General features: G+C 65.3%; 18 protein-coding genes, 1 tRNA gene and 1 riboswitch. Of the genes, 10 read left to right on the forward strand and 9 right to left on the reverse strand.

Annotated elements, in window-relative coordinates:
- Positions 1-143: 143 nt before the first annotated feature.
- The 7 genes from C0Z18_RS10920 to C0Z18_RS10950 form a co-directional block, all read right to left on the reverse strand.
- Entirely contained in the window at positions 144-638 is a 495-nt protein-coding gene (locus C0Z18_RS10920) for a hypothetical protein (RefSeq protein WP_102645426.1), read from the reverse strand.
- A 34-nt stretch (positions 639-672) separates the two neighbouring features.
- On the reverse strand, positions 673-1,071 hold the full coding sequence (locus C0Z18_RS10925; protein ID WP_102645427.1) for a hypothetical protein: 399 nt from the start codon (positions 1,069-1,071) through the stop codon (positions 673-675).
- Positions 1,058-4,204 (reverse strand): ATP-binding protein, encoded by a 3,147-nt coding sequence (locus tag C0Z18_RS10930; protein WP_102645428.1) that lies wholly within the window; start codon positions 4,202-4,204, stop codon positions 1,058-1,060. Before C0Z18_RS10930 ends, C0Z18_RS10925 begins: the two co-directional genes overlap by 14 nt.
- Positions 4,205-4,220: 16 nt before the next feature.
- Positions 4,221-4,886: a response regulator transcription factor gene (locus C0Z18_RS10935; RefSeq protein WP_102645429.1), complete on the reverse strand. Its 666-nt coding sequence runs from the start codon at positions 4,884-4,886 to the stop codon at positions 4,221-4,223.
- A gap of 702 nt (positions 4,887-5,588) precedes the next feature.
- Complete coding sequence (locus tag C0Z18_RS33170) at positions 5,589-5,756, reverse strand: hypothetical protein (protein ID WP_199189428.1); 168 nt, start codon at positions 5,754-5,756, stop codon at positions 5,589-5,591.
- Between the two features lie 573 nt (positions 5,757-6,329).
- Positions 6,330-6,404 (reverse strand) — tRNA-Arg (locus C0Z18_RS10945).
- A 132-nt stretch (positions 6,405-6,536) separates the two neighbouring features.
- Complete coding sequence (locus C0Z18_RS10950) at positions 6,537-7,367, reverse strand: undecaprenyl-diphosphate phosphatase (RefSeq protein ID WP_102645431.1); 831 nt, start codon at positions 7,365-7,367, stop codon at positions 6,537-6,539.
- Positions 7,368-7,606: 239 nt separating this feature from the next.
- Here C0Z18_RS10950 and C0Z18_RS10955 point away from each other — a divergent pair, with 239 nt between their 5' ends.
- The 7 genes from C0Z18_RS10955 to C0Z18_RS10985 all read left to right on the forward strand — a co-directional run bounded on the left by C0Z18_RS10955 (position 7,607) and on the right by C0Z18_RS10985 (position 14,851).
- Positions 7,607-8,650, forward strand: coding sequence for a substrate-binding domain-containing protein (locus C0Z18_RS10955; RefSeq protein ID WP_102645432.1), 1,044 nt, complete (start codon positions 7,607-7,609; stop codon positions 8,648-8,650).
- A gap of 103 nt (positions 8,651-8,753) precedes the next feature.
- Complete coding sequence (locus tag C0Z18_RS10960) at positions 8,754-9,797, forward strand: ABC transporter substrate-binding protein (protein ID WP_102645433.1); 1,044 nt, start codon at positions 8,754-8,756, stop codon at positions 9,795-9,797.
- 125 nt (positions 9,798-9,922) lie between these two features.
- Positions 9,923-10,747, forward strand: coding sequence for an ABC transporter permease (locus tag C0Z18_RS10965; RefSeq protein ID WP_102645434.1), 825 nt, complete (start codon positions 9,923-9,925; stop codon positions 10,745-10,747).
- 8 nt (positions 10,748-10,755) lie between these two features.
- Complete coding sequence (locus C0Z18_RS10970) at positions 10,756-11,649, forward strand: ABC transporter permease (protein WP_102645486.1); 894 nt, start codon at positions 10,756-10,758, stop codon at positions 11,647-11,649.
- 20 nt (positions 11,650-11,669) lie between these two features.
- Complete coding sequence (locus C0Z18_RS33890) at positions 11,670-12,686, forward strand: ABC transporter ATP-binding protein (RefSeq protein WP_102645435.1); 1,017 nt, start codon at positions 11,670-11,672, stop codon at positions 12,684-12,686.
- A 48-nt stretch (positions 12,687-12,734) separates the two neighbouring features.
- The gene (locus C0Z18_RS10980) at positions 12,735-13,562 is read left to right on the forward strand and encodes a phosphodiesterase (protein ID WP_102645436.1); all 828 of its coding nucleotides are present in this window, start codon (positions 12,735-12,737) and stop codon (positions 13,560-13,562) included.
- A gap of 89 nt (positions 13,563-13,651) precedes the next feature.
- Positions 13,652-14,851, forward strand: a complete 1,200-nt coding sequence (locus C0Z18_RS10985) for an MFS transporter (RefSeq protein ID WP_102645437.1) — start codon at positions 13,652-13,654, stop codon at positions 14,849-14,851.
- Between the two features lie 29 nt (positions 14,852-14,880).
- Here the strand turns inward: C0Z18_RS10985 and C0Z18_RS10990 are convergent, their stop codons facing one another.
- Positions 14,881-15,708, reverse strand: a complete 828-nt coding sequence (locus C0Z18_RS10990) for a DUF4397 domain-containing protein (RefSeq protein ID WP_102645438.1) — start codon at positions 15,706-15,708, stop codon at positions 14,881-14,883.
- Positions 15,709-15,947: 239 nt separating this feature from the next.
- Here C0Z18_RS10990 and C0Z18_RS10995 point away from each other — a divergent pair, with 239 nt between their 5' ends.
- Positions 15,948-17,972 carry an NADPH-dependent 2,4-dienoyl-CoA reductase gene (locus C0Z18_RS10995; protein WP_102645439.1) on the forward strand — a complete coding sequence of 675 codons (2,025 nt, stop codon included), beginning with the start codon at positions 15,948-15,950 and terminating at the stop codon, positions 17,970-17,972.
- 19 nt (positions 17,973-17,991) lie between these two features.
- Here C0Z18_RS10995 and C0Z18_RS11000 read toward each other — a convergent pair whose 3' ends face one another.
- Positions 17,992-18,930 carry an EamA family transporter gene (locus C0Z18_RS11000; protein WP_102645440.1) on the reverse strand — a complete coding sequence of 313 codons (939 nt, stop codon included), beginning with the start codon at positions 18,928-18,930 and terminating at the stop codon, positions 17,992-17,994.
- A gap of 232 nt (positions 18,931-19,162) precedes the next feature.
- Positions 19,163-19,276, forward strand: a riboswitch (TPP riboswitch).
- A gap of 75 nt (positions 19,277-19,351) precedes the next feature.
- Between C0Z18_RS11000 and thiC the strand changes: the two genes are divergently transcribed.
- Positions 19,352-21,283, forward strand: a complete 1,932-nt coding sequence (thiC, locus tag C0Z18_RS11005) for a phosphomethylpyrimidine synthase ThiC (RefSeq protein WP_102645441.1) — start codon at positions 19,352-19,354, stop codon at positions 21,281-21,283.
- Between the two features lie 285 nt (positions 21,284-21,568).
- The gene (locus C0Z18_RS11010) at positions 21,569-22,492 is read left to right on the forward strand and encodes a DMT family transporter (RefSeq protein ID WP_102645442.1); all 924 of its coding nucleotides are present in this window, start codon (positions 21,569-21,571) and stop codon (positions 22,490-22,492) included.
- Positions 22,493-22,734 lie beyond the last annotated feature (242 nt).

Below are 22,734 nucleotides of genomic sequence, written 5' to 3' on the forward strand. Positions count from 1 at the left end.
TTCCTCCCTTGAAAGCGCGGCCAGCGCCGGCGCGGACCATATCTCGCGCAGTTCGACGAGCGCGTCGAACGATTTGCCTTGCGCGTTACGCAGCGCGAAGCCGTCGAAGTACGGCGTCGTTTGTTTGAACGACGAACTCGGAACTAGAGCAGCGACGGATCGAGCGTCGCCGTGAATGCGTCGGGAACGATGCGCCGCCGGTGGCGCGCCACGGCCTGCAATAGATCGCTCGGACTGTCGGCGTAGTGTCGCGCCTTGCTTTCATCGACCCATGCCGATAACGCGACGTCGAGCCGCGCCAAGACCTCGGCGTCCGCCACCGCCGAGCGCGATGAGGTGCACGACAACGCCGGCACGCACGACGAGCCAAGGGGCGCGGACTCGAAACTCGTCTCGGCCAATGCGCGGCGTAAGCGCCACTCGATCGCGGGCGGGGGCGCGGGCGCGGGCGCGGGAGCAAACCGTCCCCGCTGCCCATACGCTGCGCGATCGAACGATCGTTGCAAGTCGGCGCCCGCAGCCGGGGCGGTGCGATCTTCCAGCCCCTCCTCGCCGCCTAGCGCCGCCTCGGCTTGCTCCACGCCGACCGCAGCATTCAAAGTCGTGCCGCCCGCCGCGCTGCTCCATCCGATTTCCATGCCTGCCCTCCGCTCCCAAAGTTCGTCACGCCTCTCACAGCGCTTCCCGCGATTTCGAGAGTTCGCCCGTGAGCGCGAGGCGGATCGCGGCGAGCGCCGCGCGAGCAGCCGGGATCGTCAGATCGATCAGCGACGCATCGCCGAGACGAAGGGCGCGCTCAGCGTGACTGAGCGGATCGAGCATGCGCTCGTCGCTGACGAAGAAGGCGGCGGTTCCGGTCAGCCGATGCAACGCCTGAGCGGCACGCGGCCACCGGGCCGATCCGAGCGCGCCGTCCATCGCCAGATGCTGGCAATCGAACTCGTCGAGCGCGACGGCCAGCAACGTGCGCAAACCCGCCGCGCCGTACAACATCGACAACTCGGATAGATCGAACGAGCATCCTTCGTGCGTATCGCGCATGTCGCTCGAGCGCCGGTCATACGTCGACATCGGCCCGCTCCGTCCACTTGTCCAACAAGGCCGCGAGCTTGATACGCGTGATCGGCTTGGCCAAGTAATCGTCCATGCCCGCTTCCCGGCATGCGCGCACGTCGTCGGCCGTCGCGTTCGCGCTGATCGCGACGATCGTCGTGCGCGGCAGGCGATCGCCTTGCGCGTGCCGGATGTGGCGGGCAACCGTATAGCCATCCATGTCCGGCATATGGCAGTCGAGCAGCACGATCGCCGGCCTTATGCGGCGCCAACACTCGAGTCCTCGCACGCCGCCGGCGGCCTCGATAGCGGGCACGCCGAGCGCGCGCAGTTGCCGCATGACGATATCGCGGTTGATGTCGTTGTCTTCGATGACGAGCACGCCGCCCGCGGCCCGTCGCGAGCCTTCGCCTTCGCAAGCCGCGATCACACCTGTCACGCCTATGTCCAACGAAGCCGGACATTGGCCGCGCGTGCCGATATCCTCGGCGCCGGCCACAGCGGGCAGCGCCCGGCGTTCGGTAGCCGCGACGATCGCCGCCGTCAAGTCGTCGACGAAGCGCACGATTCGCTGCCGCCCGTCGCGCGCCGTCACCACCACCGCGCCCGTCGCGTCGGCCGATACCTCGATATCGGACTCGCGTCCGCGTGCCACGCACCGCACGCCCATTTTCGCGAGCGAAGCCCGAATGGCCTGATGCATGGCGGGCACCGGCATGTTCAAACTCGCCCGCGCCGGAGCGATGGAGGGCCATGTCCGCAGATCGTTGCCCCATCGGATCGGCAAGCGGACGCGCACGTGCGTGCCCTGCCCGACTCGGCTCTCGATATCGATCGTGCCGTCCATGAGATCCACGAGCCGTTTCACGATCGACAACCCGAGGCCCGTGCCGCCATAGCGGCGCGTCGTGGTGCTGTCTTGCTGGGTGAACGGGGCGAACAAGCGCGCGCGATACGCTTCGGATATTCCGGCCCCGGTATCGACGACGGACACGATGAGCCACGGGCGGGCGCGCACCGTCTTGCGCCGCACTTCCAGCACGACATGGCCGCGGTCGGTGAAGCGGATCGCGTTGCTGAGCAGATTCGTGACGATTTGATTGAGGCGCACCTCGTCGCCCACGAGCTGCCGATCGAAGTGCGGCATGGCCGCCAAGTAGAGCGCAAGGCCTTTGCGCGCCGCCAGCGGCGCATGCAATTCAGCGGCAGCCGCGGCGAGCGCGCAAACGTCGAACGGCGCCGTCTCGAGCGCCAGCGCGCCTTGCTCGATCTTCAAGTAATCGAGCGTATCGTCCACGACGCGCAGCATCAGCCGCGCGGAATGTTGCGCGATATCGAGGTATCGGCGCGGCTCTTGGGGCAAGGACATCGTATCGAGCACGTCCAACACCCCGACGACGCCGTTCATCGGCGTGCGGATCTCGTGACTCATCATCGCGACGAACGCCGACTTCGCCCGGTCGGCCGCGAACGCTTGCTCGCGGGCGGCGATCGCCTCCGTCCGCGCGGCCACGGCCGCCGCGCGCGCGGCCTGCGTGCGCCGATAGGCCCAAGCGAGTGTGCCGATGACGGCCAGGGCGATGGCAGCGGCGCCCGACGCGAGACCGATGACGGCGCGTTTTTCATAGCCCAGCACGATCGTGAGCGGCCGCGCACGGCTGGCCAAACGGGCCAATTCGCGCGGGCTATACGAGGCCAGATAGCGATCGAGCATCGTCGCAAGCGGCCGATTGCTCGGCGCGACCGCAAACCCGATGCGCTCGACGCCGGCGGTGGCCGGGTCGATGGTCAGCGTATGCGGCACGTAGCGATCGCCGAGTTCCTCCGCCGCGATCGCATTGACGAGCGCAGCGTCGGCGTTGCCGGCCAGCACCGCCCGCAACGCGTCCGCCGCGGTCGTCCTCGGCACCAGTTCGGCTTCGGCCACCAACGGCTCGGGCACGACCCGCCGCATCCGCCAAGGTGTCGTTGCGATACGGCTCACCCGTGTATCGCCGAACTCCGTTCGCACGAACGACCACGGGAAGCTGTCGTATGGGCGAGTCGTCGCCAGGCCCGCGCTCGTCGCGCCCACCCCGAGCGGAAACGACGATACGATGTCCACCACGCCTTCACGCAGGGCGCGCGCCGGCTCGTGCGCGGGATCGAGCAACACGGGTTCGAACCGCAAGCCGGCCGTTTGCGCGAATTGCTTGAGCAGCGTGGCGCCGAACCCTTGCCATCGCCCTTGGTCGTCGATGAAGTCATAGGGACGGCCCAGCCGCTGAACACCGACGCGGACCACCGAATGGCGGCTCGCCCAGTCGCGCTCGGCATCCGTCATGCGCAGCGCCGGGGCCTTCGCGCCGCGCGCAGCGGCGCCGGGCAACGGCTGAATCTCCATCTCGTCGAAGGTGGATGGTGCGATCGTGCCCAGCCCCTGGGCGATCATCGCCGTCAACGCCGCGTTATCTCGACGCGACGCTAAACAGAGCGCGATCGAGTCCGGCAGCGCGACCGTCGTCAGCGTACCGATACCGCGCGCGGCAAGGGCATCGACGTTCAGCGGGTGCATGCCGACGAAAGCGTCGGCCCGCCCGCTCGCGACTGCCTCGATCGCGGCCGCGCGCTCCGGCAATTGCCGCGCGCGAAGCCCGGCGAGTTTTGCGTTCAATGCGGCAGCACCCAGGCCGCTCGCGGTCACCACGCGCTTGCCGTCCAAATCGGACAGCGCATCGAGCGGATCGTGTCCGCGTGCAAGCACGACACCGATCGGCATGGCCGCATAGGGCTCGGACAATATGGCCTCGGCCGGCGCGGGATCGTCGCAGGCCACCGGCACGACATTGATCTCGCCCGCCCGCAGGGCCGCCCATGCATCGCCGACCGAAGACACGGGCCGATAATCGAGGTGCGCCGCATGGGCGCGAGCGATCGCGCGCAAGACGTCCGCATTGATCCCGCGCCGCACGCCGGCTTGGTCGACATAGTCGAGCGCGCTCATGTCGCCGGCATAGGTGCCGGCGCGCCATACCCGTGGATCGGCTGGCTTCGCATCCAACGCTCCGGACAGACAGGCGGCCGCCATCAAGCCGACGAGCCGCCGGACACTGCCGGGCGACCGGTTGCCGATTGCCGCGATACGTTGCCCGAAACGCATGCCCATGCCCATCGCGGCCTCCGCGCTTTCAAACCCGAAACTTCTCTTTGAGAAACAGTGCGAGGCCCAGGTCGTCGGCGACGCGCAATTTTCGCATCGCACTGCGTTTGTGCGTGCTGACCGTTTTTTTGCTTCGCCGGAGTCTCGCGGCCGTTTGCGTCACCGACAATCCTTCCGCGATGTGCCGCAGGATCTCGATTTCAGCGGCCGATAGCATGTCCTCGCGCGCGTGCGGAATCAGCGCCTCGACCCGTCCTTCCCGCGTGACGAAGAATTTGCGCGGCGAAGCGACGACATGGCGTATGGCGTCGGCGATGAGCGGCAGTGGCGTCGACTTCTCCAGGAACGCATTGGCGCCCGCGCGATGGCACACGCACTCGGCGTCGCTCGCACGCGCGGCCGATAGGACGACGATCGAGAGCGGGGGCGCCTCGACGCGCAAGCGTTTAACGAACGTGGCACCGTCGAGACGATCGTCCGGTAGGTAAAAATCGACGAGCGCCACATCGCATGCGCCCCGTTCGAGGACCGTGAATAAATCGTCGATCGTGGAGACGTTCGCGACGAGCTCGAAATCGGCGTGATCGCGCAGATACGTTGCGACACCGAGCGCGACGATCGGATGGTCGTCGAGCACCGCGATACGAATTCGATGCCTAGGACGGGACAACAATAAGACTTGCCGGGGAGTCATGCGTTTTCATCCTCGCTATTGCCATTGCGACGTGAAAGGACCGCCGCTCTAATGTATTAAGTCATTGGGCGGATACGAATTAATGCACAAAATGAACAGCGCAATTTACGCCACCGCGCTAGGCGGCACCTTCATATGTCTCTAGATTTATCGTCAGGAAGATTCTTAAGCAATTCCGATTGAATTGAAATTTTCTTTACCGCGCCATACGGCCCCTCTCTCTAGGTGCGCCGTCCCGCATTGGCGCGCGGTCGCTCGATTCTAGCCCAAGCGCACGATCGCAACAACGCTCGAACATAGGCATTTTGTCGAAAATACGCGGAACCGATTTTAAAGACTTCTTTTGGTCCTAAAATTTCAACAACACAAACATGTTAAATCAAATATGTGCTTATCAGACTACGTTGCAACGTAAAGCGCGATGAGAAAAAGCTCATTTAGCGAATCAAGCACACTGAAACCGGTGACACCAGACGACGCGATCGACCAGCGATTCGATCCTTGATGGATGGTGGGCGAGCGCGTGCCTGCCGAACGCGCAGATGACGCGCGGCATAAGTGTTGCGGAATTGCGCGTGAACGATCGAGCCCGATCAAGCGCCCGGACGCGATACTCCGAACGCTCGCCCGGGGGCAAACGCCGTCCGGTCAATGCGCCGCCATGCGCAGCGAGGTGCGCGCGGCGCTTGCGGGCCGCCGCTGTCAGTGCAAGAGCCGAGCGGTGGCGAACACCAGGCCCGTCAGGGCGATGGCCGTCCCGATGAACCATTTCAGCAGCGTCGACTCGAGAGTCGTCACATCGTTTTTCGTTGCTAGATGAAACAGCCCGGCTTCGACGTGGGCCATGCGTTCGCGGATATCAGTCGTCATTTGTTCCAGCTCGGTAAGGCGTGCGTGAAATGACGAATGATCGCTGGTATGGACGTGCAGGGGCACGGGGGGGCTGGGAAATCGGACAGATGGCTGGGGGCGACGCTGATCTCGCGCATTCGACATCATCGGAGCGGCTCACTGGAGTTCGGTTCGTGGCACGGCGTGACATCGCGCGAGGACCGCCAAATGGCTGGCGGCACGCCCGATCGCCGCGTGCTCGGGCGTGTCGATGACCGCGCCCGTGCAAACATCATCGCGCGCCGGGCGGCGGCGGCGTAGTCGGCCGAACGGCTAAATGCGGGTGGCGCGCTCGCCCGGCACGCTCGATGCAGGCAACGAGAAGCATGGCTCGCCCTGCCTTCACCGCAACTCGAGGATTCCGATATGAAACCGCTATTGAAGATTTCGCTCGTCGTGTTGGTCGCCGTCTTGGCGGGCAACCGAATCGTCGACTTTTTGGAGGGACGGCCGAAACAGCAACGGCTTCCGTTGTAACGATCGGGCCGCAAGGGCGGCACGGCGGCGAACGGCGCGATGCGCGCGTCGGCAGCGTTGGGATGATCGATGGATTGGCCCCCCCACGAGGAATCGAACCTCGATTTCAGGTTTAGAAGACCCGTGTTCTATCCGTTGAACTATGGGGAGGCGAAGGCGTGATTGTACGACGCTTGAGTAGGACGCTTACTACCGCTTACTAGAGCGCCCAACGACGCACCGGCCACACCGGTGCCGGGGGCCGGAATTATACTCGATCCCCCGTGCGCAGTCGAAACGCGCTCAGGCCGGCTGGCCGTGCGTGGCGAACCACGCGAAGCAAGCCAGGCCCGCGACGATGCAGTACACGCCGAACGAAGCCAAGCGGCCGCGCCCCTCGAAGTAACGCATCAAAAAGCGCACGCTCAAATAAGCGGCGATCGCGGTCAGAACGCCGCCCAGCAGCGCATTGCCGAGTTGCCCCGGCGTGTGGAAGAGTTTCGGAATTTCCAGCAGGCCCGCGGCGAAAATAATCGGCGTGCCCAGCAGGAAGGCAAACTCGGCGGCACTCTCGGCCGTCAATCCCGCGGCGTTACCGGCGATCATCGTCAAGCCGCTGCGCGAAAAACCGGGAATCAGCGCCCCGATCTGCGCGAGACCCACGAGGAACGCTTGCTTGAACGTGAGCTTTTCGGGCGGCCGGTGCGCGCGCGCGCGCTGCAGACGATCGCCCAGCCAGAGCAGCACGCCGTTCACGACGAGCGCCAGCGCCACGATCCGCAAATCGTGAAACACCCGCTCGAGCCGCTTTTCCAGCACGAGACCGACGAGGCCCGCCGGAATCGTCCCGATGATCAGCGCCCACATCATGTGGCCTTCCTCGCTGCGGCGGCCGGCCAGCGAGCCGAACCAGCCCGAAATCAGCGCGACCCACCGCTTACGGAAGTACCACAGAAGAGCAAATGCCGTGCCCAAATGCAGCGCCACGAGGAACGGAATCAGTTGCGGCGCATGCTTGTCGATATGGATGCCCAACAGCGCGGGCGCGAGCAGCGTATGCCCCAAGCTGCTGACCGGGAAGAGTTCGGTGACGCCCTGCAGGACGCTTAGAAAAAACAAAAACCAAAGGCTCACGCGGCGATCCTTTCTTTCTTCAGGTTGCGGGAAATGAGAAATATTGCAGGCGCCCAACGGCCGGGGGCACCCGATCGCGACCGATTATGCCTAGCCCCTCGGCCCGAGCCAAGCTAAGAAAACATTTTTTTCCGCCCAAATATCGAGCAAAAACGTCATGTCTCAGTCATAATCGACCCGGATAATCGTTGCGGTGTAAACGTTTTCAGGCCCAGCACTACCGGACTGCATAGACAGCAATGAAACATACGATCAAGGATGTAGCCGCCTACGCCGGCTTTTCCATCGCGACGGTGTCTCGCGCGATCAATGCGCCTCATACGGTGAACCGGGTCACGCTCGCGAAGATTCGCGAGGCGATCGAGGCGCTCCAATTCAGCCCGAGCCCCCTCGGCCGGCAGCTGCGCGGCGAACGCACGCGCCTCGTGGGCGTCGTGCTGCCCACGCTCGCGAATCCCGTCTTCGCCGAATGCCTGCAAGGGATCGACGAGTTGGCCGCGGCCCAGGGCTACCGGCTCATGCTGATGACGACCCAATACGACGCCGCGCGCGAGCGCCATGCGATCGAAACGCTGCTTGCTCAGCGCGTCGAGGGGCTCATCCTGACCGTCGCCGACGCGGATACGCACCCGCTGCTCGACGAACTCGACCATGACGGCAAGCTGTACGTGCTGATGCACAACGACACGGTGCGGCGTCCGTCGGTTTCGGTCGACAACCGCCGCGCGGCCTACGACGGCGTGCGCATGCTGATCGAGCACGGCCATGAGCGCGTGCTCATGCTGGCCGGCACGCTCGCCGAATCCGATCGCGCGCGGCTGCGCTATCGCGGCTACGCCGAAGCCATGTCTCAGGCGGGGCTCACGCCCGCGCCCGCGCTCGAAGTCGACTTCAATGCCGACGAGCTCGCCCCTTCCGTCCTCGCGCATCTCACGGCGGGCGCATCGCGCCCCACCGCGCTCTTCTGCAGCAACGACTTGCTCGCCATGGTCGTCATGCGGGGCCTGCGCCGCGCGCGCTTCGACGTCCCCGGCGACATGTCGATCCTCGGGTTCGACGGGCTCTCGATGGGCGAATTGCTCTCGCCCCCGCTCGCCAGCATCGGCACCCCGAACCGGGAAATCGGCTGCGCCGCCTGGCGACGCCTGATGGCCCGTATCGAAGGCGCCGACGACGGCGAATCGCTCTCCCTCACGTTGCCTCACATGTTGCGCAAAGGCGCGACGATCGCCGCGCTTTCGGGCGCGTCGGACGCCGCCAAATCCGCGCATCCCGCCGCGTAAGCGCCGGGGCATCCGTTCGTACCCGCCGCCGGCCTTCGCGGGCCGGCGCGGCATTGCCACGACGTCCCGTTCCGCCCTTTATCGTCCCGCAAGGAGACCTCAAGTGATACGTCGCTCATCCCGCCTTCGCGCACGCGCCGCCCGCCTAGCCGCCATTGCCGGCGCGCTCGTCGCATTGACCGGCGCCTTCGCCCCCGCGACACACGCCGAGCAAACGGCCATCTGCTACAACTGCCCGCCCGAGTGGGCGGACTGGGCCAGCGAACTGAAGGCCATCGAAGAAAAAACCGGCATCCGCGTGCCGTCCGACAACAAGAACTCGGGTCAAGCGATCGCTCAATTGATCGCGGAGCAAAAAAGCCCCGTCGCCGACGTCGTCTACCTCGGCGTGTCCTCGGCATTCCAAGCGAAGGACAAGGGTGTGATTCAACCGTACAAGCCGGCCCACTGGGACGACATCCCCGCGGGCCTGAAAGATCCGCAAGGCTACTGGTTCGCGATCCACTCGGGCACGCTCGGCTTCTTCGTCAACAAAGACGCGCTCGAAGGCAAGCCCGTCCCCCGCTCTTGGGCCGACTTGCTCAAGCCCGAGTACAAGGGGATGGTCGGTTACTTGGATCCGTCGAGCGCGTTCGTCGGCTATGCCGGCGCCGTCGCCGTGAACCAGGCGCTCGGCGGTTCGCTCGAGAACTTCAAACCGGGCCTCGATTGGTTCGCCAAACTCAAGGCCAATCAGCCGATCGTGCCGAAGCAAACCGCCTACGCGCGCGTCCTGTCGGGCGAAATTCCGATCTTGCTCGATTACGACTTCGACGCCTATCGCGCCGAATACAAAGATCACGCGAACGTCGCGTTCGTGATTCCGGCCGAAGGCACCATTTCCGTGCCCTACGTCATGAGTCTCGTCAAAGGCGCGCCGCACGAGGCGAACGGCAAGAAGGTGCTCGACTTCGTACTGTCCGACGAAGGACAAAAGATCTGGGCCAACGCCTATTTGCGTCCGGTACGCGCTAGCGCGATGAGCAAGGAAGCCGCCGCGAAGTTCCTGCCGGCGAGCGACTACGCTCGCGCCAAACCGGTCGATTTCGGCAAAATGGCCGAAAAGCAGCAAGCATTCGGCGAACAATACTTGAAGGCCGTGCACTAAAACGAGCGGCCCGCTTCAGCATCGCCGGGTTGGGCGTGAAAGCGCGGGGATCGACCTCGCGCGCACCTCGCTCAACCGCTCGACCCGTTCCACCCCAACCGCCTTTCGACGCGCGGTCGTCAACCATGCATGACATCACGTTTCCGTTACGCTGGCGCATCGTTCTGATCGCGCCGGCGCTCGCCGTTTTCATCGCTTTTTGGCTGTTGCCGATGGCCGTGCTCGTTCAGGTGAGCGGCAACGGCCACGCCATCGCCACCTACCGCGCGTTGCTCACGAACGCTCGCTACATGGACAGCCTCGTCGCGACGGTCGCGCTCTCCGCCGCCGTGACGCTCGCCACGCTCGTGCTTTCGGTCGTCTCGGGCCTGCTGCTCGCGCGCCGCGAATTTCCGGGTAAGCGCACGCTCGTCGCGCTGCTCACGTTTCCGCTCGCATTCCCCGGCGTGGTGGTCGGGTTCATGGTGATCATGCTCGCCGGCCGCCAAGGTCTCATCGGCTCGCTCTCGCAGAAACTCACGGGCGATCGGTGGGTATTCGCCTATTCGATGACGGGGCTCTTTCTCGGCTATCTGTACTTTTCGATTCCGCGCGTCATCGTCACGGTCATGGCGTCGGCGACCAAGCTCGATCCCTCGCTGGAGGAAGCGGCCCGCTCGCTCGGCGCGTCGCCGTGGCAGATCATGCGCGACGTCGTCTTGCCGGGCCTCGCGCCCGGCCTCGTCGCGGCCGGCGCCATCTGCTTCGCCACCGCGATGGGCGCGTTCGGAACGGCCTTCACGCTCGCCACCGACATCGACGTACTGCCGATGACCATCTACACCGAGTTCACGCTGAACGCGAATATGATCACGGCCGCCGGGTTGTCGGTGATTCTCGGCATCGTCACTTGGCTCGTGCTCGCGATCGCGCGCAGCGCGACCGGCTCGGCCGTCGCCGCCACCGCGTGAGGCCTACGATGAATCGACTCGCCGATCCCATTCGCACCGAACTGCGTTCATCGACACGCACGCGGCAACTGGCGCCACGCAAGCTGCTCGCGCTCGCTCAATGGTTGGTCACCTTCGGTCTATGCGCGTTTCTCGTGGTGCCGGTGGTCATGTCGGTGCTGGCGGGACTCACCGTCAACTACTTTCGCGGCCTGTCGAGCGGACTCACGCTGCGCTGGCTCGCGCAAGTGTGGGCGCAGTACCACGGCTCGGTGTGGTTGTCGCTCGAAGTCGCGGCGGCCACGCTCGCGATCACGCTCGTCACCGGCGTGCCGGCTGCCTACGCGCTCGCGCGCAGTAAGACGCGCTGGGCCCGCCTCGTCGAAGAACTGCTCGTGTTGCCGATCGCCCTGCCCGGTCTCGCCTCCGCGCTCGCGCTCATCGTCGTCTACGGCGGATTCACGGCGTTTCGCATGAGCGTCGCGTTCATCGTCGTCGGCCACGTCGTGTTCACGCTGCCGTTCATGGTGCGCGCAGTGGCGGCCGTCGCGGCAAGCGCCGACTTGCGCACGCTCGAGGAAGGCGCGGCGAGCCTCGGTGCCACCTTCGCGCAGCGGTTTTTCACCGTCGTGCTGCCCAACTTGAAACCGGGCATCGTCGCCGGGGCGCTCGCTGTCGTCACGCTGTCGATCGGCGAATTCAATCTGACCTGGATGCTTCACACGCCCGAGACGAAGACGTTGCCGGTCGGGCTCGCCGACACGTACGCCTCGCTGCGCATCGAGGTGGGTAGTGCCTACACGATCTTGTTTTTCGCCATGACGATGCCGTTGCTCGTCGCGATGCAACGCCTCGGCGGCGGCCAGGTCGAACTCATGCGCCGCGCCGATGCCGAACGCCAGGCCCAAGGCAAAGCCGACTAATTTTCGCCCCACTTCCCACGATGAATTTCACCCCCGTTCCCATCGCGCTGACGCAATGCTCGAAGACGTTTCACGGCACACGTGTGCTCGAGCCGCTCGATCTCTCGATCGGCGCCGGCGAGACGCTCGTCTTGCTCGGGCCGTCGGGCTGCGGCAAGACGACGACACTACGTATCATCGCAGGCCTCGAATCGCCCGATGCCGGCGGCACTGTGCGCTTCGGCGACGAAGACGTCACGCATCTGCCGATCGAGCGCCGGCATGTCGGCATGGTGTTTCAAAGCTATGCGCTGTTCCCGAATTTGACGGTGCGCGGCAATGTCGGCTACGGCCTCAAGATCGCGAAGACCGACCCCGCCGTCGCGCGCCGGCGCGTGGACGAATTGCTCGCGCTGATGCGGCTCGAGGCCCATGCCGATAAACCGATCCACCAACTCTCGGGCGGCCAGCGGCAACGCGTGGCGCTCGCACGGGCATTGGCGCGCGAACCGCGCGTGCTTTTACTCGACGAGCCGCTCACCGCGCTCGATGCGCGCTTGCGCGATACGCTGCGACGCGAGATGAACACGCTGCTGCGCGGGCTCGGTGTGACGACCGTGTACGTGACGCACGACCAAGCCGAGGCGATGGAGCTCGGCGACCTTATCGTGGTCATGGGCGCCGGCCGTATCGAGCAGATCGGCACGCCGCGCGACATTTATTATCGTCCGGCGAATCGCGCCGTGGCCCAGTTCGTAGGAACGATCAATCGACTCGAGGGACATGTGCCGAACGGCACGCCGGCAATCGCCGGCGGAAACGGCAATAAGTCGGAACTTTTTTTCCGCCCTGAGGATGGTAGGCTCGTGGATCCGCAGGGCGCGTCACTGCGCGGTGTCGTCGAAACGGTCTCGTTCCTCGGCGAACGGACGCGCGTTACCGTGTCGGGTGCCGCGCCCGAGGCGCTCGTCATCGACGTCCCGGGACGCAGCGAGTGGGCGCCCGGTGCTGCCGTCGGCATTGAAATTGCACCCGAAGGGTTGATCGCGTTACCGTGATGACGCACCCGACCGACGAAAAATAACCATAGACCAAGGACTCACACAATGCTCCTCGCACAAATCAGCGATCTCCATATCAAACGCCCGGGCGCGCTTGCGTACCGGCGCGTCGATACGGCGGCCTACCTCGAACGATGCGTCGCGCGGCTGAACGCGCTCGAGCCGAGGCCGGAAGCGCTCGTCGTCACCGGCGACCTCGTCGATTTGGGCGCACTCGTGGAGTACGAGGCACTGAAAGCGTTGCTCGCGCCGCTCACGATGCCCGTCTACCTGCTCGTGGGTAATCACGACGAGCGCGAGGCGCTGCGTGAAGTGTTTTCCGAGCACGCCTATTTGCGCACGGGCGGCGAGTTCGTTCATTACGCCGTCGACGTGGGCCCGCTGCGGCTCCTCGCGCTCGATTCGCAAATGCCGGGGCAAGGCAGCGGCCACTTGTGCGAGGCTCGTCTTGCCTGGCTCGATGCACAGCTCGCGGCATCGCAAGGCAAACCCGTCGTGCTCGCGCTGCATCATCCGCCGTTCGTCTCGGGCATCGGGCACATGGATCGCCAGCGGCTCGATCCCGCATCGGCCAAGCAGCTCGAGGCGATCGTGAGGCGCTACCCGAACGTCGAACGCGTGATTTGCGGCCACGTGCATCGGCCGATTTTCACGCGTTTCGGCGGTACGATCGCAGCCGCGGTCCCCTCACCGGCGCACCAGGTCGCGCTGGACTTGCGCGAGGACGCGCCGTCGGCGTTCAGGCTCGAACCGCCCGCCTTCGCGCTGCACCACTACACCCCCGCAGCCGGCCTCGTCACGCATCATGCCTATGTGGACGAAGGCGAGGGCCCGTTTCCGTTCTACGAAACGGACGGCAACCTGATCGACTGACCGGAGCCGGGTGTGCACGCTGCCCGTCCCCGAAACGGACGTTACGCGCGTCGCACGGTGTCGCGCGCGTTTCGTGGAGAGGCCACTCGATGAATGACGCCCGCCGTCCCGGCGACCCCGGCCCCTACTCGCGTCCGCTCTTATTGCTGCTCGCGACGATCGCGGGCGTCTCGGTGGCCAACATCTACTACAACCAGCCGCTGCTCGATCGCTTTCGCGAAAGCTTCCCGGTTAGCGCGTCGTGGGTCGGCGCCGTACCGGCGGCCACGCAGCTCGGCTACGCCGCCGGCATGTTCTTTCTCGCCCCTCTCGGCGACCGGTTCAATCGCAAAAAGCTGATCTTGCTGCAAACCGCCGGGCTCGCGCTCGCGTTGACGGCGGCTGCCGGCGCGCCGTCGCTCGCGATACTCGCCGCGACGAGTTTGGCTATCGGCGTGCTATCCACGATCGCGCAGCAGGCGGTGCCGTTCGCGGCGGAACTCGCACCGCCCGCGCAGCGCGGTCATGCGGTGGGCACCGTCATGAGCGGCTTGCTGCTCGGCATTTTGCTCGCGCGCACCGCCGCCGGGTTCATCGCCCAATACTTCGGCTGGCGCGCAGTGTTCGGGGCGTCGGTCGGGGCCCTGGCGATACTCGCGCTCGTCGTGATCGCGCGCTTACCCAATAGCCGGCCGACGTCGACCTTGCCCTACGGCAAGCTGCTCGGCTCGATGTGGCATCTCGCGCTCGAGTTGCGCGACCTGCGCGATGCCTCGATCACAGGCGCGGCGCTGTTCGCCGCGTTCAGCGCATTCTGGTCGGTCCTCACGCTGTTGCTGGCCGGCGCGCCGTTTCATCTAGGCCCGCAGGCCGCGGGGCTGTTCGGCATCGTGGGCGCCGCGGGCGCGCTCGCCGCGCCGATCGCGGGCCGCTTCTCCGACAAGCGGGGACCGTATGCGGTCATCACGCTCTCGATCGGTCTCGTCGCGCTCGCCTTCGTTATCTTCGCCTTCTCTTCGACTCGCATCGCCGGTCTCGTGCTGGGCGTCATCGTGCTCGACATCGGCGTGCAGGCTGCCCAAATCTCGAACCAATCGCGCATCTATGCGCTCCGGCCCGAGGCGCGCAGCCGCGTCAATACGGTGTTCATGGTGTGTTACTTCATCGGCGGAGCGACGGGATCGGCCGTCGGGGCGTACGCGTGGCGCACGTTCGGTTGGCTGGGCGTGTGCGCGGCAGGCGTGCTGTTCGCCTGCCTGGCCGCGGCGCGGCACCTGAGCGCGCCCGCCGCCGCGGGCGCGCCGCATTAGCTTGAGCGCCCGCGTGGGACAACCCGCGATCAGTGACCCGTCAGCGTGTTGATCAACTCGAGCGCGGGCTGCGAGGTGTTGCCGCCTTGGGCCACGAGCAGGTGGATCTGCCCGGGCTGCAATGTGCTCGCCACGCCGCCCGCCGGAACGGTCGAGATCAGCCAGTCGGCGTTGTTGGCCAGGCTGAACTGCGCCGATTCGTAGATCGGCGTGGTCGTCCCCGCGGCCGTCACGATGGCCATGTAGGTTCCGCCCGAGACATACAGCGAGTCTTGCCCCGAAGCCGGCACGGCGTTGCCGTACGAGACGCCGGCCATCGTGGGGCTATAGCCCGATACGCTCGTCGTGCCGGGCGGGACGATGTACACGTCGACATCGGCCGCGTTCGGCGAGGCGTTGAACGAACGCAGCCGCGCATCGTTCGACAGCAAGCCTTTGTCGAAAGGATCGTCGATCAAACCGATGCCGTAACCGTTGCTCGCCGTGATGCTCGGCAGCGCGATAACGGTATATTCGTGGCCGTTCGCGACATTAGGGAAGGTACCGCTCGCGAGCGCGGCGCTCGGGCTCGTTCCCGTCAAGCCATAGCCGACTTGCGTGCTGCCCGTTCCGATATTGGCGAAGTTGGTCACCCCTTTGTACGGCACGTTCGTTTGACCCGACAACGTCGAGCCGTTGACGAACAAGTCGAGATTCGGCGCCGAGGAACCGTCGGGCGCGAGCGGCACGGCGTTGACGAAATGAATTTCGGGGTTTTGCAATCCCACTTCCTTGCCGACATCGCTCGAGCCGCCGCCGCAAGCCGCCAGCACGGCCGCCACGCCCGCACACAGGGCAAGGTTACGAATCGTCTTCATAAAACACCTCCCAGATATACACACCCATCCAATCATCAGTCGAATACTTGCGAATCGCGCCTTGCGTTCGTGGCTTTTCGGGGAGCAAACGCTATGCCGTCCCTCGGGCACGTCCTATCGACGATCGCTCGCAGCACCGCCGCACGAGCCGTCCGCCGCGATTAGAGCCACGCCTCCAGCATCGAAATCGCCGCGGCGCGCTATCGTTCGCACGCATCCACTTTTACCAATCCACTCCAATGCCCTATCGACATTTACTGTCCGAGCTGGACCTCGGCTTCACGAAGCTCAAGAACCGCGTCGTCATGGGTTCGATGCATACGGGCTTGGAGGATCGCTTTTGGCATTACCCGGCGCTTGCCGAGTACTACCGCGAGCGCGCGAAGGGCGGGGTCGGGCTCATCATCACGGGCGGAATTTCACCGAACCGGGAAGGTTGGCTGCTTCCGTTCGGCGGCACGCTCAATTCGGTCTTCGATCTGCACAATCACCGCAAACTCACGCGAGCCGTGCACGAGGAAGGCGGCAAGATCGCGATGCAGATCCTGCATGCGGGCCGCTACGGCTATCACCCTTTCGTGGTTTCCGCATCGGCCATCCGCTCCCCGATCTCGAAGTTCGCGCCGCGCGCGCTCACGCAAGCGGGCATCGAGCGCACGGTGCGCGCCTACGCGCTTACCGCGAGACTCGCGCAGCGCGCCGGCTACGACGGCGTCGAGATCATGGGCAGCGAAGGCTATTTACTGAACCAGTTCTTGTGCCGCCGCACCAACCACCGCACGGACGAGTACGGCGGCAGCATCGAAAACCGGATGCGCCTGGCGGTGGACGTGGTGCGGCGCGTGCGCAAGGCGTGCGGCGAGCGCTTCATCGTCATCTATCGGCTCTCGCTGATCGATCTCGTGGAAGGGGGCAATACGTGGGACGAAACCGTGCAGGTCGCCCGCGCGCTCGAGGCGGCCGGCGTCACGCTGATCAATACCGGTATCGGCTGGCATGAGGCCCGTGTGCCGACCATCGTGACGTCGGTGCCGCGCGCGGCCTTCGCGCCGCTCACCGCCCGCTTGCGCGAAGCGGTACGCGTACCCGTCATTGCCTCCAACCGAATCAACACGCCCGAGCTCGCGGAATCGCTGATCGAGCAAGGCAGCGCCGATCTCGTTTCGATGGCACGCCCGCTTCTGGCCGATCCGCAGTTCGTCCTGAAGGCGAGCGAGGGCCGCGCCGACGAGATCAATACCTGCATCGCCTGCAATCAGGCTTGCCTCGATCACACGTTCCGCAACGAGCGCGCAAGCTGCCTCGTCAATCCGCGCGCCGCGCACGAAACCGAACTCGTCTACCGCGCGAGCGCCCGGCCTCTTTCGCTCGCCGTCGTGGGCGCGGGACCGGCCGGATTGTCGGCAGCCTGCGTGGCCGCATCGCGCGGTCATCGCGTGACGCTGTTCGATGCCGGCGACGCGATCGGCGGCCAGTTCAACTTAGCGCGCCGCATTCCGGGAAAAGAGGAATTCGCCGAAACACTGCGCTACTTCGGCAGCCAATTGCGCAAGCATGGCGTCGACGTTCGACTCGGCACGCGCGTGGACGCGGCCCTGCTCGCCGGTTCAGGCTACGACGAGGTCATCGTCGCGACCGGCATCGTCCCGAGACGACCCGCGATCCCCGGCATCGACTCGGGCAATGTGCTGTCGTACGTCGACGTATTGCGCGGCGCACCGGTCGGGCGCACGGTGGCCGTCATCGGCGCGGGCGGTATCGGCTTCGACGTCAGCGAGTTTTTGCTGCATCGCGCGGGCGAGCCGCTGCCGCAATCGCGCGATGCATGGCTTGCCGAGTGGAACGTCGATCTCGACGTAACGGAGCCCGGCGGCCTGTCGCAAACGCGGCAGGAACCCCGCCCCGAACGGCAAATCTGGCTTCTACAACGCAAGAAGGGCAAGCTCGGCGCGGGGCTAGGCAAGACGTCGGGATGGGTGCACCGCGCGACGCTCTTGCGCCAAGGCGTGAAAATGCTCGACGCGGTCACCTATCTCGAGATTGCGCCGCGCGGACTGAAGATCGAGCGCGACGGTGTCGAGCAATGGTTGGATGTGGAGACCATCGTCGTTTGCGCCGGACAGGAATCGCTACGCGAGCTCGCGCCGAGCGCGCCGGCAGCCGGCGGCCCGCGCTTTCACGTGATCGGCGGCGCGGCGCTGGCCAATGAACTCGATGCGGAGCGCGCCATTCGCGAAGGCGCGCAATTGGCCGCGCGCCTATAGACGCGCATCGTCTCGCCAGCTAACCCGCGCGGCGCCGGTCGAACCAGAACGACAGCGCCACGCTGGCCAGGATCACGACGGTCGAGACGAGCGTCGCGCCGGTCACGGGCTCGCCGAGCGTCATGGCGCCGAGTCCGACGGCCACGATCGGGTTGACGTACATGCAGCTGCTCGCGACGATCGGGCTCGTATGCCGGATCAAAAAGCCATACGCGACATAGGCGGCCATCGTCGCGATGATCATCAAGTAGAGGAAAGCGAACAAAGGACCGAACCCGAGCGAGGCGACGCGCTCTCCGCCCGCCACGGCGATCAGCGTCGAAATCGCGCCGCCCAAGCCGATCTGCAACGCGGTGGAAACGAATAGATCGCTGGGCAGCGCGAGCCGGCTCGCAAGATGGGCGCCCGCCGCCCAAAACAGGGCGGCGCATAGGATGACGATCGTGCCGCTCGTCGACGAACTCGAGGTATCGCCTCGGTTCAAAATGAAAATTCCCAGGAGCCCGAGCGCGACCGCCACCCATTCGCCCTTGGCGATCGGCCGGCCGGCGACGGCCGAGATGACGGTGGCGAAGAGCGGCACCGTAGCCACCATCACCGCCGCCGTGCCCGTGCCGACGCTGCGCATGCCGAACGCGAGCAAGCCGCTCGAAAAGCCGACGAGCATCGTGCCGACGATACCGGCGTTGCGCGTTTCGACGAGCGTGGGCCAGACGAATGAACGACGGGTGGCGAGGGCCAACAATCCGATTCCCGCGATGAGATTGCGCAGCCCCGACAGCAGGAGCGGCGGAAACGATTCGAGCGCCACGTGCACGGCCAGATACGCCGAGCCCCACGCCAGGTAGACGACAGCGAGCGCAAGCGCGATACGCCCGCCGTGCGTGCGCGGCAGCCGGATGCGCGTGAGTATCTCGAGCGGCACGGCGCGGGCGAAACGGACGATGCGGGGCGGCATTTCTGTCGATAGCCTTCGGGAACGGACGCGAGCGCAACGGGTTTCGCGCAAACGTCGTCATTATGCAACGGTCTTGCGCGAAACCCCTCGCGCCGCGGGATCGGGGCGCCCGCCGGGCCGGGTCGTCCCGCTCGAGCCGCAAAGATCGTGCTCACCGGCGCCCGCGCGGGGCCCATTCGACGATGTGGGTTTGCCGGTTGCCAAAGCCGGGCCGCCCGGTGTATCTTCTGCGGTGCTAACGCGGGGGTCCTGCGTCGTGCCGTCGCACTCGGTACGCGCGGGTGAGAAATACCCTTTGAACCTGATCTGGATAATGCCAGCGCAGGGAAGCGTAGGGGCTTTACCGCCTCTTGCGCCTTTCTCTCATCCGCTCGACCTTCCTGTCGTCTCCTGCATTAGCGCCCTAAGTCAGGAGATTCGCATGAGTGCAAACCCGAAATTCATTTCGTCCGAAGCGCGTGTCGACGCAGCCGCCGTCGCCCCGCTGCCGAATTCCAAGAAGATTTACGTGACGGGCTCGCGCCCCGATATCCGCGTGCCCATGCGCGAGATCACGCAGGCGGACACGCCGACGGGCTTCGGCGGCGAGAAAAACCCGCCGATCTACGTGTACGACACGTCGGGTCCGTACACCGACCCGGAAGCGACGATCGACATCCGCTCGGGACTGCCCGCGTTGCGTCAGGGGTGGATCGAGGAGCGCGGCGACACCGAAGCGCTGACCGGCCTCACGAGCGAATACGGCCGCGAGCGCGCCGCCGATCCGGCCACCTCCTCGCTGCGCTTCCCCGGCTTGCACCGCACGCCGCGCCGCGCGAAAGCGGGCGCGAACGTGACGCAAATGCACTACGCGCGCCGCGGCATCATCACGCCGGAAATGGAGTACATCGCGATTCGCGAGAACCAGCGGCGCGCCGAGTACCTCGAGAGCCTGCGTGCGAGCGGCCCGAACGGCGCCAAGCTCGCACAGATGATGGGTCGCCAGCATCCGGGCCAGGCATTCGGCGCCAGCGCATTCGGCCCGAACGCCCTGCAAGAGATCACGCCCGAGTTCGTGCGCGAGGAAGTGGCGCGCGGCCGCGCGATCATTCCCGCGAACATCAACCACCCCGAAAGCGAACCGATGATCATCGGCCGCAACTTCCTCGTGAAGATCAACGCGAATATCGGCAATTCGGCCGTGACGTCGTCGATCGGCGAGGAAGTGGACAAGATGACCTGGGCGATCCGCTGGGGCGGCGACACGGTCATGGACTTGTCCACGGGCAAGCACATTCACGAAACGCGCGAATGGATCATCCGCAATAGCCCGGTGCCGATCGGCACGGTGCCGATCTACCAAGCGCTCGAAAAGGTCAACGGCAAGGCCGAGGACCTCACGTGGGAAATCTTCCGCGACACGCTGATCGAGCAGGCCGAACAAGGCGTCGATTACTTCACGATCCACGCGGGCGTGCTGCTGCGCTATGTGCCGCTCACGGCCAACCGCATGACGGGCATCGTCTCGCGCGGCGGCTCGATCATGGCGAAGTGGTGCCTCGCGCACCACAAGGAAAGCTTCCTGTACGAGCACTTCGAGGAAATCTGCGAAATCATGAAGGCCTACGACGTGAGCTTCTCGCTCGGCGACGGCCTGCGTCCCGGCTCGATCTACGATGCCAACGACGAAGCGCAGCTCGGCGAATTGAAGACGCTCGGCGAGCTCACGCAGATCGCTTGGAAGCACGACGTCCAGGTCATGATCGAGGGCCCCGGCCACGTGCCGATGCAGCTCATCAAGGAAAACATGGACCTGCAGCTGCAATGGTGCGACGAGGCGCCCTTCTACACGCTCGGACCGCTCACGACCGATATCGCCCCCGGCTACGACCACATCACGTCGGGCATCGGCGCGGCGATGATCGGCTGGTTCGGCACGGCGATGCTCTGCTACGTGACGCCGAAGGAGCACCTCGGGCTGCCGAACAAGGACGACGTCAAGGAAGGCATCATCACGTATAAGCTCGCGGCGCACGCGGCCGACTTGGCCAAGGGGCACCCGGGCGCGCAGGTACGCGACAACGCGCTGTCCAAGGCGCGCTTCGAGTTCCGCTGGGAAGATCAATTCAACCTCGGCCTCGATCCGGACAAGGCGCGCGAGTTCCACGACGAAACGCTGCCGAAGGATTCGGCGAAGGTCGCGCACTTCTGTTCGATGTGCGGTCCGCACTTCTGCTCGATGAAGATCACGCAAGACGTGCGCGACTTCGCGGCGGCACAGGGCGTCACCGACGAAGCCGCGCTCAAGAAGGGCATGGAAGAAAAGGCCGTCGAATTCGTCAAGAGCGGCGCGCAAATCTACACGCGGCAATGAGGTAACGCCGTCTAGCGAAGACGAGCGGCACCGCGGACGGTGCGCTCGCCTTCCTCGATTCCGATGAGGGGCGCTTTGGCGCCCCTTTTTCGTTTCCGAACGCCCTCGCCGTGCGATCGCCCATCGCGCCCTACCATGGGCCAGCATCGATCGGCAAGTCGATTCCTGTCGACGATCTCCCCATTCTTGCCGTTTCATCTCGCGCTGAAATATCGATCGAGAAGCCGGTGATACCATGCATTTCGCTTAAGACATTCATTCCAATTCGCTGCCTCGAGACCGCCCATGAAACCCAATCACATCGTTCAATTGCTCGTGCTTGCCGCGCTATGGGGCGCGTCGTTTCTGTTTATTCGAGTGGGTGTCGCCGAATTCGGAGTAGCTCCGCTGATGGCGCTGCGCGTGTCCATCGGCGCCCTGGTGCTCATCGCCATGCTCGCGCTGCGCGGCACGCCGCGCGCATCGCTCGCGACGCTGCGCTCGCGCGCACTACCGCTTTTCGTAGTCGGCATCCTCAATTCGGCCGCGCCGTTTTGCTTGTTCGCGTTCGCCGAGCTCACGCTGTCGGCCGGTACGACCTCCGTCATCAACGCCACCACGCCGCTTTGGGGCGCACTCGTCGCCTTCGTTTGGCTCAAAGACCGGCTCACGCCGCTGCGCACGCTCGGCATGCTGATCGGCTTTTCGGGCGTGGTGTCGCTCGTCTGGGGGCAAATCGATACGCCGCATGGGGCCCTAGCCCCGTCGGCCTCGGCGCAAGCGCTTGCGGCGCTTGCCGCCACCGGCGCCGCGCTGCTCTACGGCATCGCTGCGAGCTATACGAAGCGCCACCTGACGGGCGTCGATTCGCTGACGATCGCCACCGGCAGCATGATCGGCGGCAGCCTTGCGCTCATTCCGTTCGCGATCGTCTTCTGGCCGGCCGGCCCCGTCTCGCCGCACGCCTGGGGCGCCGTGCTGAGCCTCGGCGTGGCCTGCACCGGCATCGCTTATCTGATCTTCTTCAATCTGATCAATGTGGCTGGGCCCGCACGCGCCATCACGGTCACGTTCGTGATCCCCGTCTTCGGCATCCTGTGGGGCGCGCTATTTCTGCACGAACAAGTCGACGCGAGCATGCTGGAGGGCTGCGCGATCGTGCTCGTCGGCACCGCGCTGGCGACGGGCGTCGTCAAGCGCATCCCCGGCCTGCGGCAACGGCAAGCCTAAACCCAGCGGTCATCCCCTCGCGGCTTCGACCCGTAGACCCGCACCGCGAGGTTCCTCCCCTTCTTCCTTCCCGCATTCCCCCGAAAAGTTAGGCGCACCACACCCGGTGCGCCTAAGCGCCTTCATCTTTCCCGGATCGTCTGTCATCGAACGTTGGGCACCGCCGGCGCGGTTTTACGCTGGGCTCGTTTTCTTCCGTCCACACTGCGCTACACTGCCTTTTCGTCATATGGACTTTCCGC

The sequence above is a fragment of the Trinickia dabaoshanensis genome (genome assembly GCF_002879885.1).
In the GTDB taxonomy this organism is placed as follows: Bacteria; Pseudomonadota; Gammaproteobacteria; order Burkholderiales; family Burkholderiaceae; genus Trinickia; species Trinickia dabaoshanensis.

What these genes read in the sequence shown, in the direction of transcription:
- C0Z18_RS10920 (WP_102645426.1), bottom strand. Translation starts at nt 638, where the DNA reads ATGGAAATCGGATGGAGCAGCGCGGCGGGCGGCACGACTTTGAATGCT.
- C0Z18_RS10925 (WP_102645427.1), bottom strand. Translation starts at nt 1,071, where the DNA reads ATGTCGACGTATGACCGGCGCTCGAGCGACATGCGCGATACGCACGAA.
- C0Z18_RS10930 (WP_102645428.1), bottom strand. Translation starts at nt 4,204, where the DNA reads ATGGGCATGGGCATGCGTTTCGGGCAACGTATCGCGGCAATCGGCAAC.
- C0Z18_RS10935 (WP_102645429.1), bottom strand. Translation starts at nt 4,886, where the DNA reads ATGACTCCCCGGCAAGTCTTATTGTTGTCCCGTCCTAGGCATCGAATT.
- C0Z18_RS33170 (WP_199189428.1), bottom strand. Translation starts at nt 5,756, where the DNA reads ATGACGACTGATATCCGCGAACGCATGGCCCACGTCGAAGCCGGGCTG.
- C0Z18_RS10955 (WP_102645432.1), top strand. Translation starts at nt 7,607, where the DNA reads ATGAAACATACGATCAAGGATGTAGCCGCCTACGCCGGCTTTTCCATC.
- C0Z18_RS10965 (WP_102645434.1), top strand. Translation starts at nt 9,923, where the DNA reads ATGCATGACATCACGTTTCCGTTACGCTGGCGCATCGTTCTGATCGCG.
- C0Z18_RS10970 (WP_102645486.1), top strand. Translation starts at nt 10,756, where the DNA reads ATGAATCGACTCGCCGATCCCATTCGCACCGAACTGCGTTCATCGACA.
- C0Z18_RS33890 (WP_102645435.1), top strand. Translation starts at nt 11,670, where the DNA reads ATGAATTTCACCCCCGTTCCCATCGCGCTGACGCAATGCTCGAAGACG.
- C0Z18_RS10980 (WP_102645436.1), top strand. Translation starts at nt 12,735, where the DNA reads ATGCTCCTCGCACAAATCAGCGATCTCCATATCAAACGCCCGGGCGCG.
- C0Z18_RS10985 (WP_102645437.1), top strand. Translation starts at nt 13,652, where the DNA reads ATGAATGACGCCCGCCGTCCCGGCGACCCCGGCCCCTACTCGCGTCCG.
- C0Z18_RS10990 (WP_102645438.1), bottom strand. Translation starts at nt 15,708, where the DNA reads ATGAAGACGATTCGTAACCTTGCCCTGTGTGCGGGCGTGGCGGCCGTG.
- C0Z18_RS10995 (WP_102645439.1), top strand. Translation starts at nt 15,948, where the DNA reads ATGCCCTATCGACATTTACTGTCCGAGCTGGACCTCGGCTTCACGAAG.
- C0Z18_RS11000 (WP_102645440.1), bottom strand. Translation starts at nt 18,930, where the DNA reads ATGCCGCCCCGCATCGTCCGTTTCGCCCGCGCCGTGCCGCTCGAGATA.
- thiC (WP_102645441.1), top strand. Translation starts at nt 19,352, where the DNA reads ATGAGTGCAAACCCGAAATTCATTTCGTCCGAAGCGCGTGTCGACGCA.
- C0Z18_RS11010 (WP_102645442.1), top strand. Translation starts at nt 21,569, where the DNA reads ATGAAACCCAATCACATCGTTCAATTGCTCGTGCTTGCCGCGCTATGG.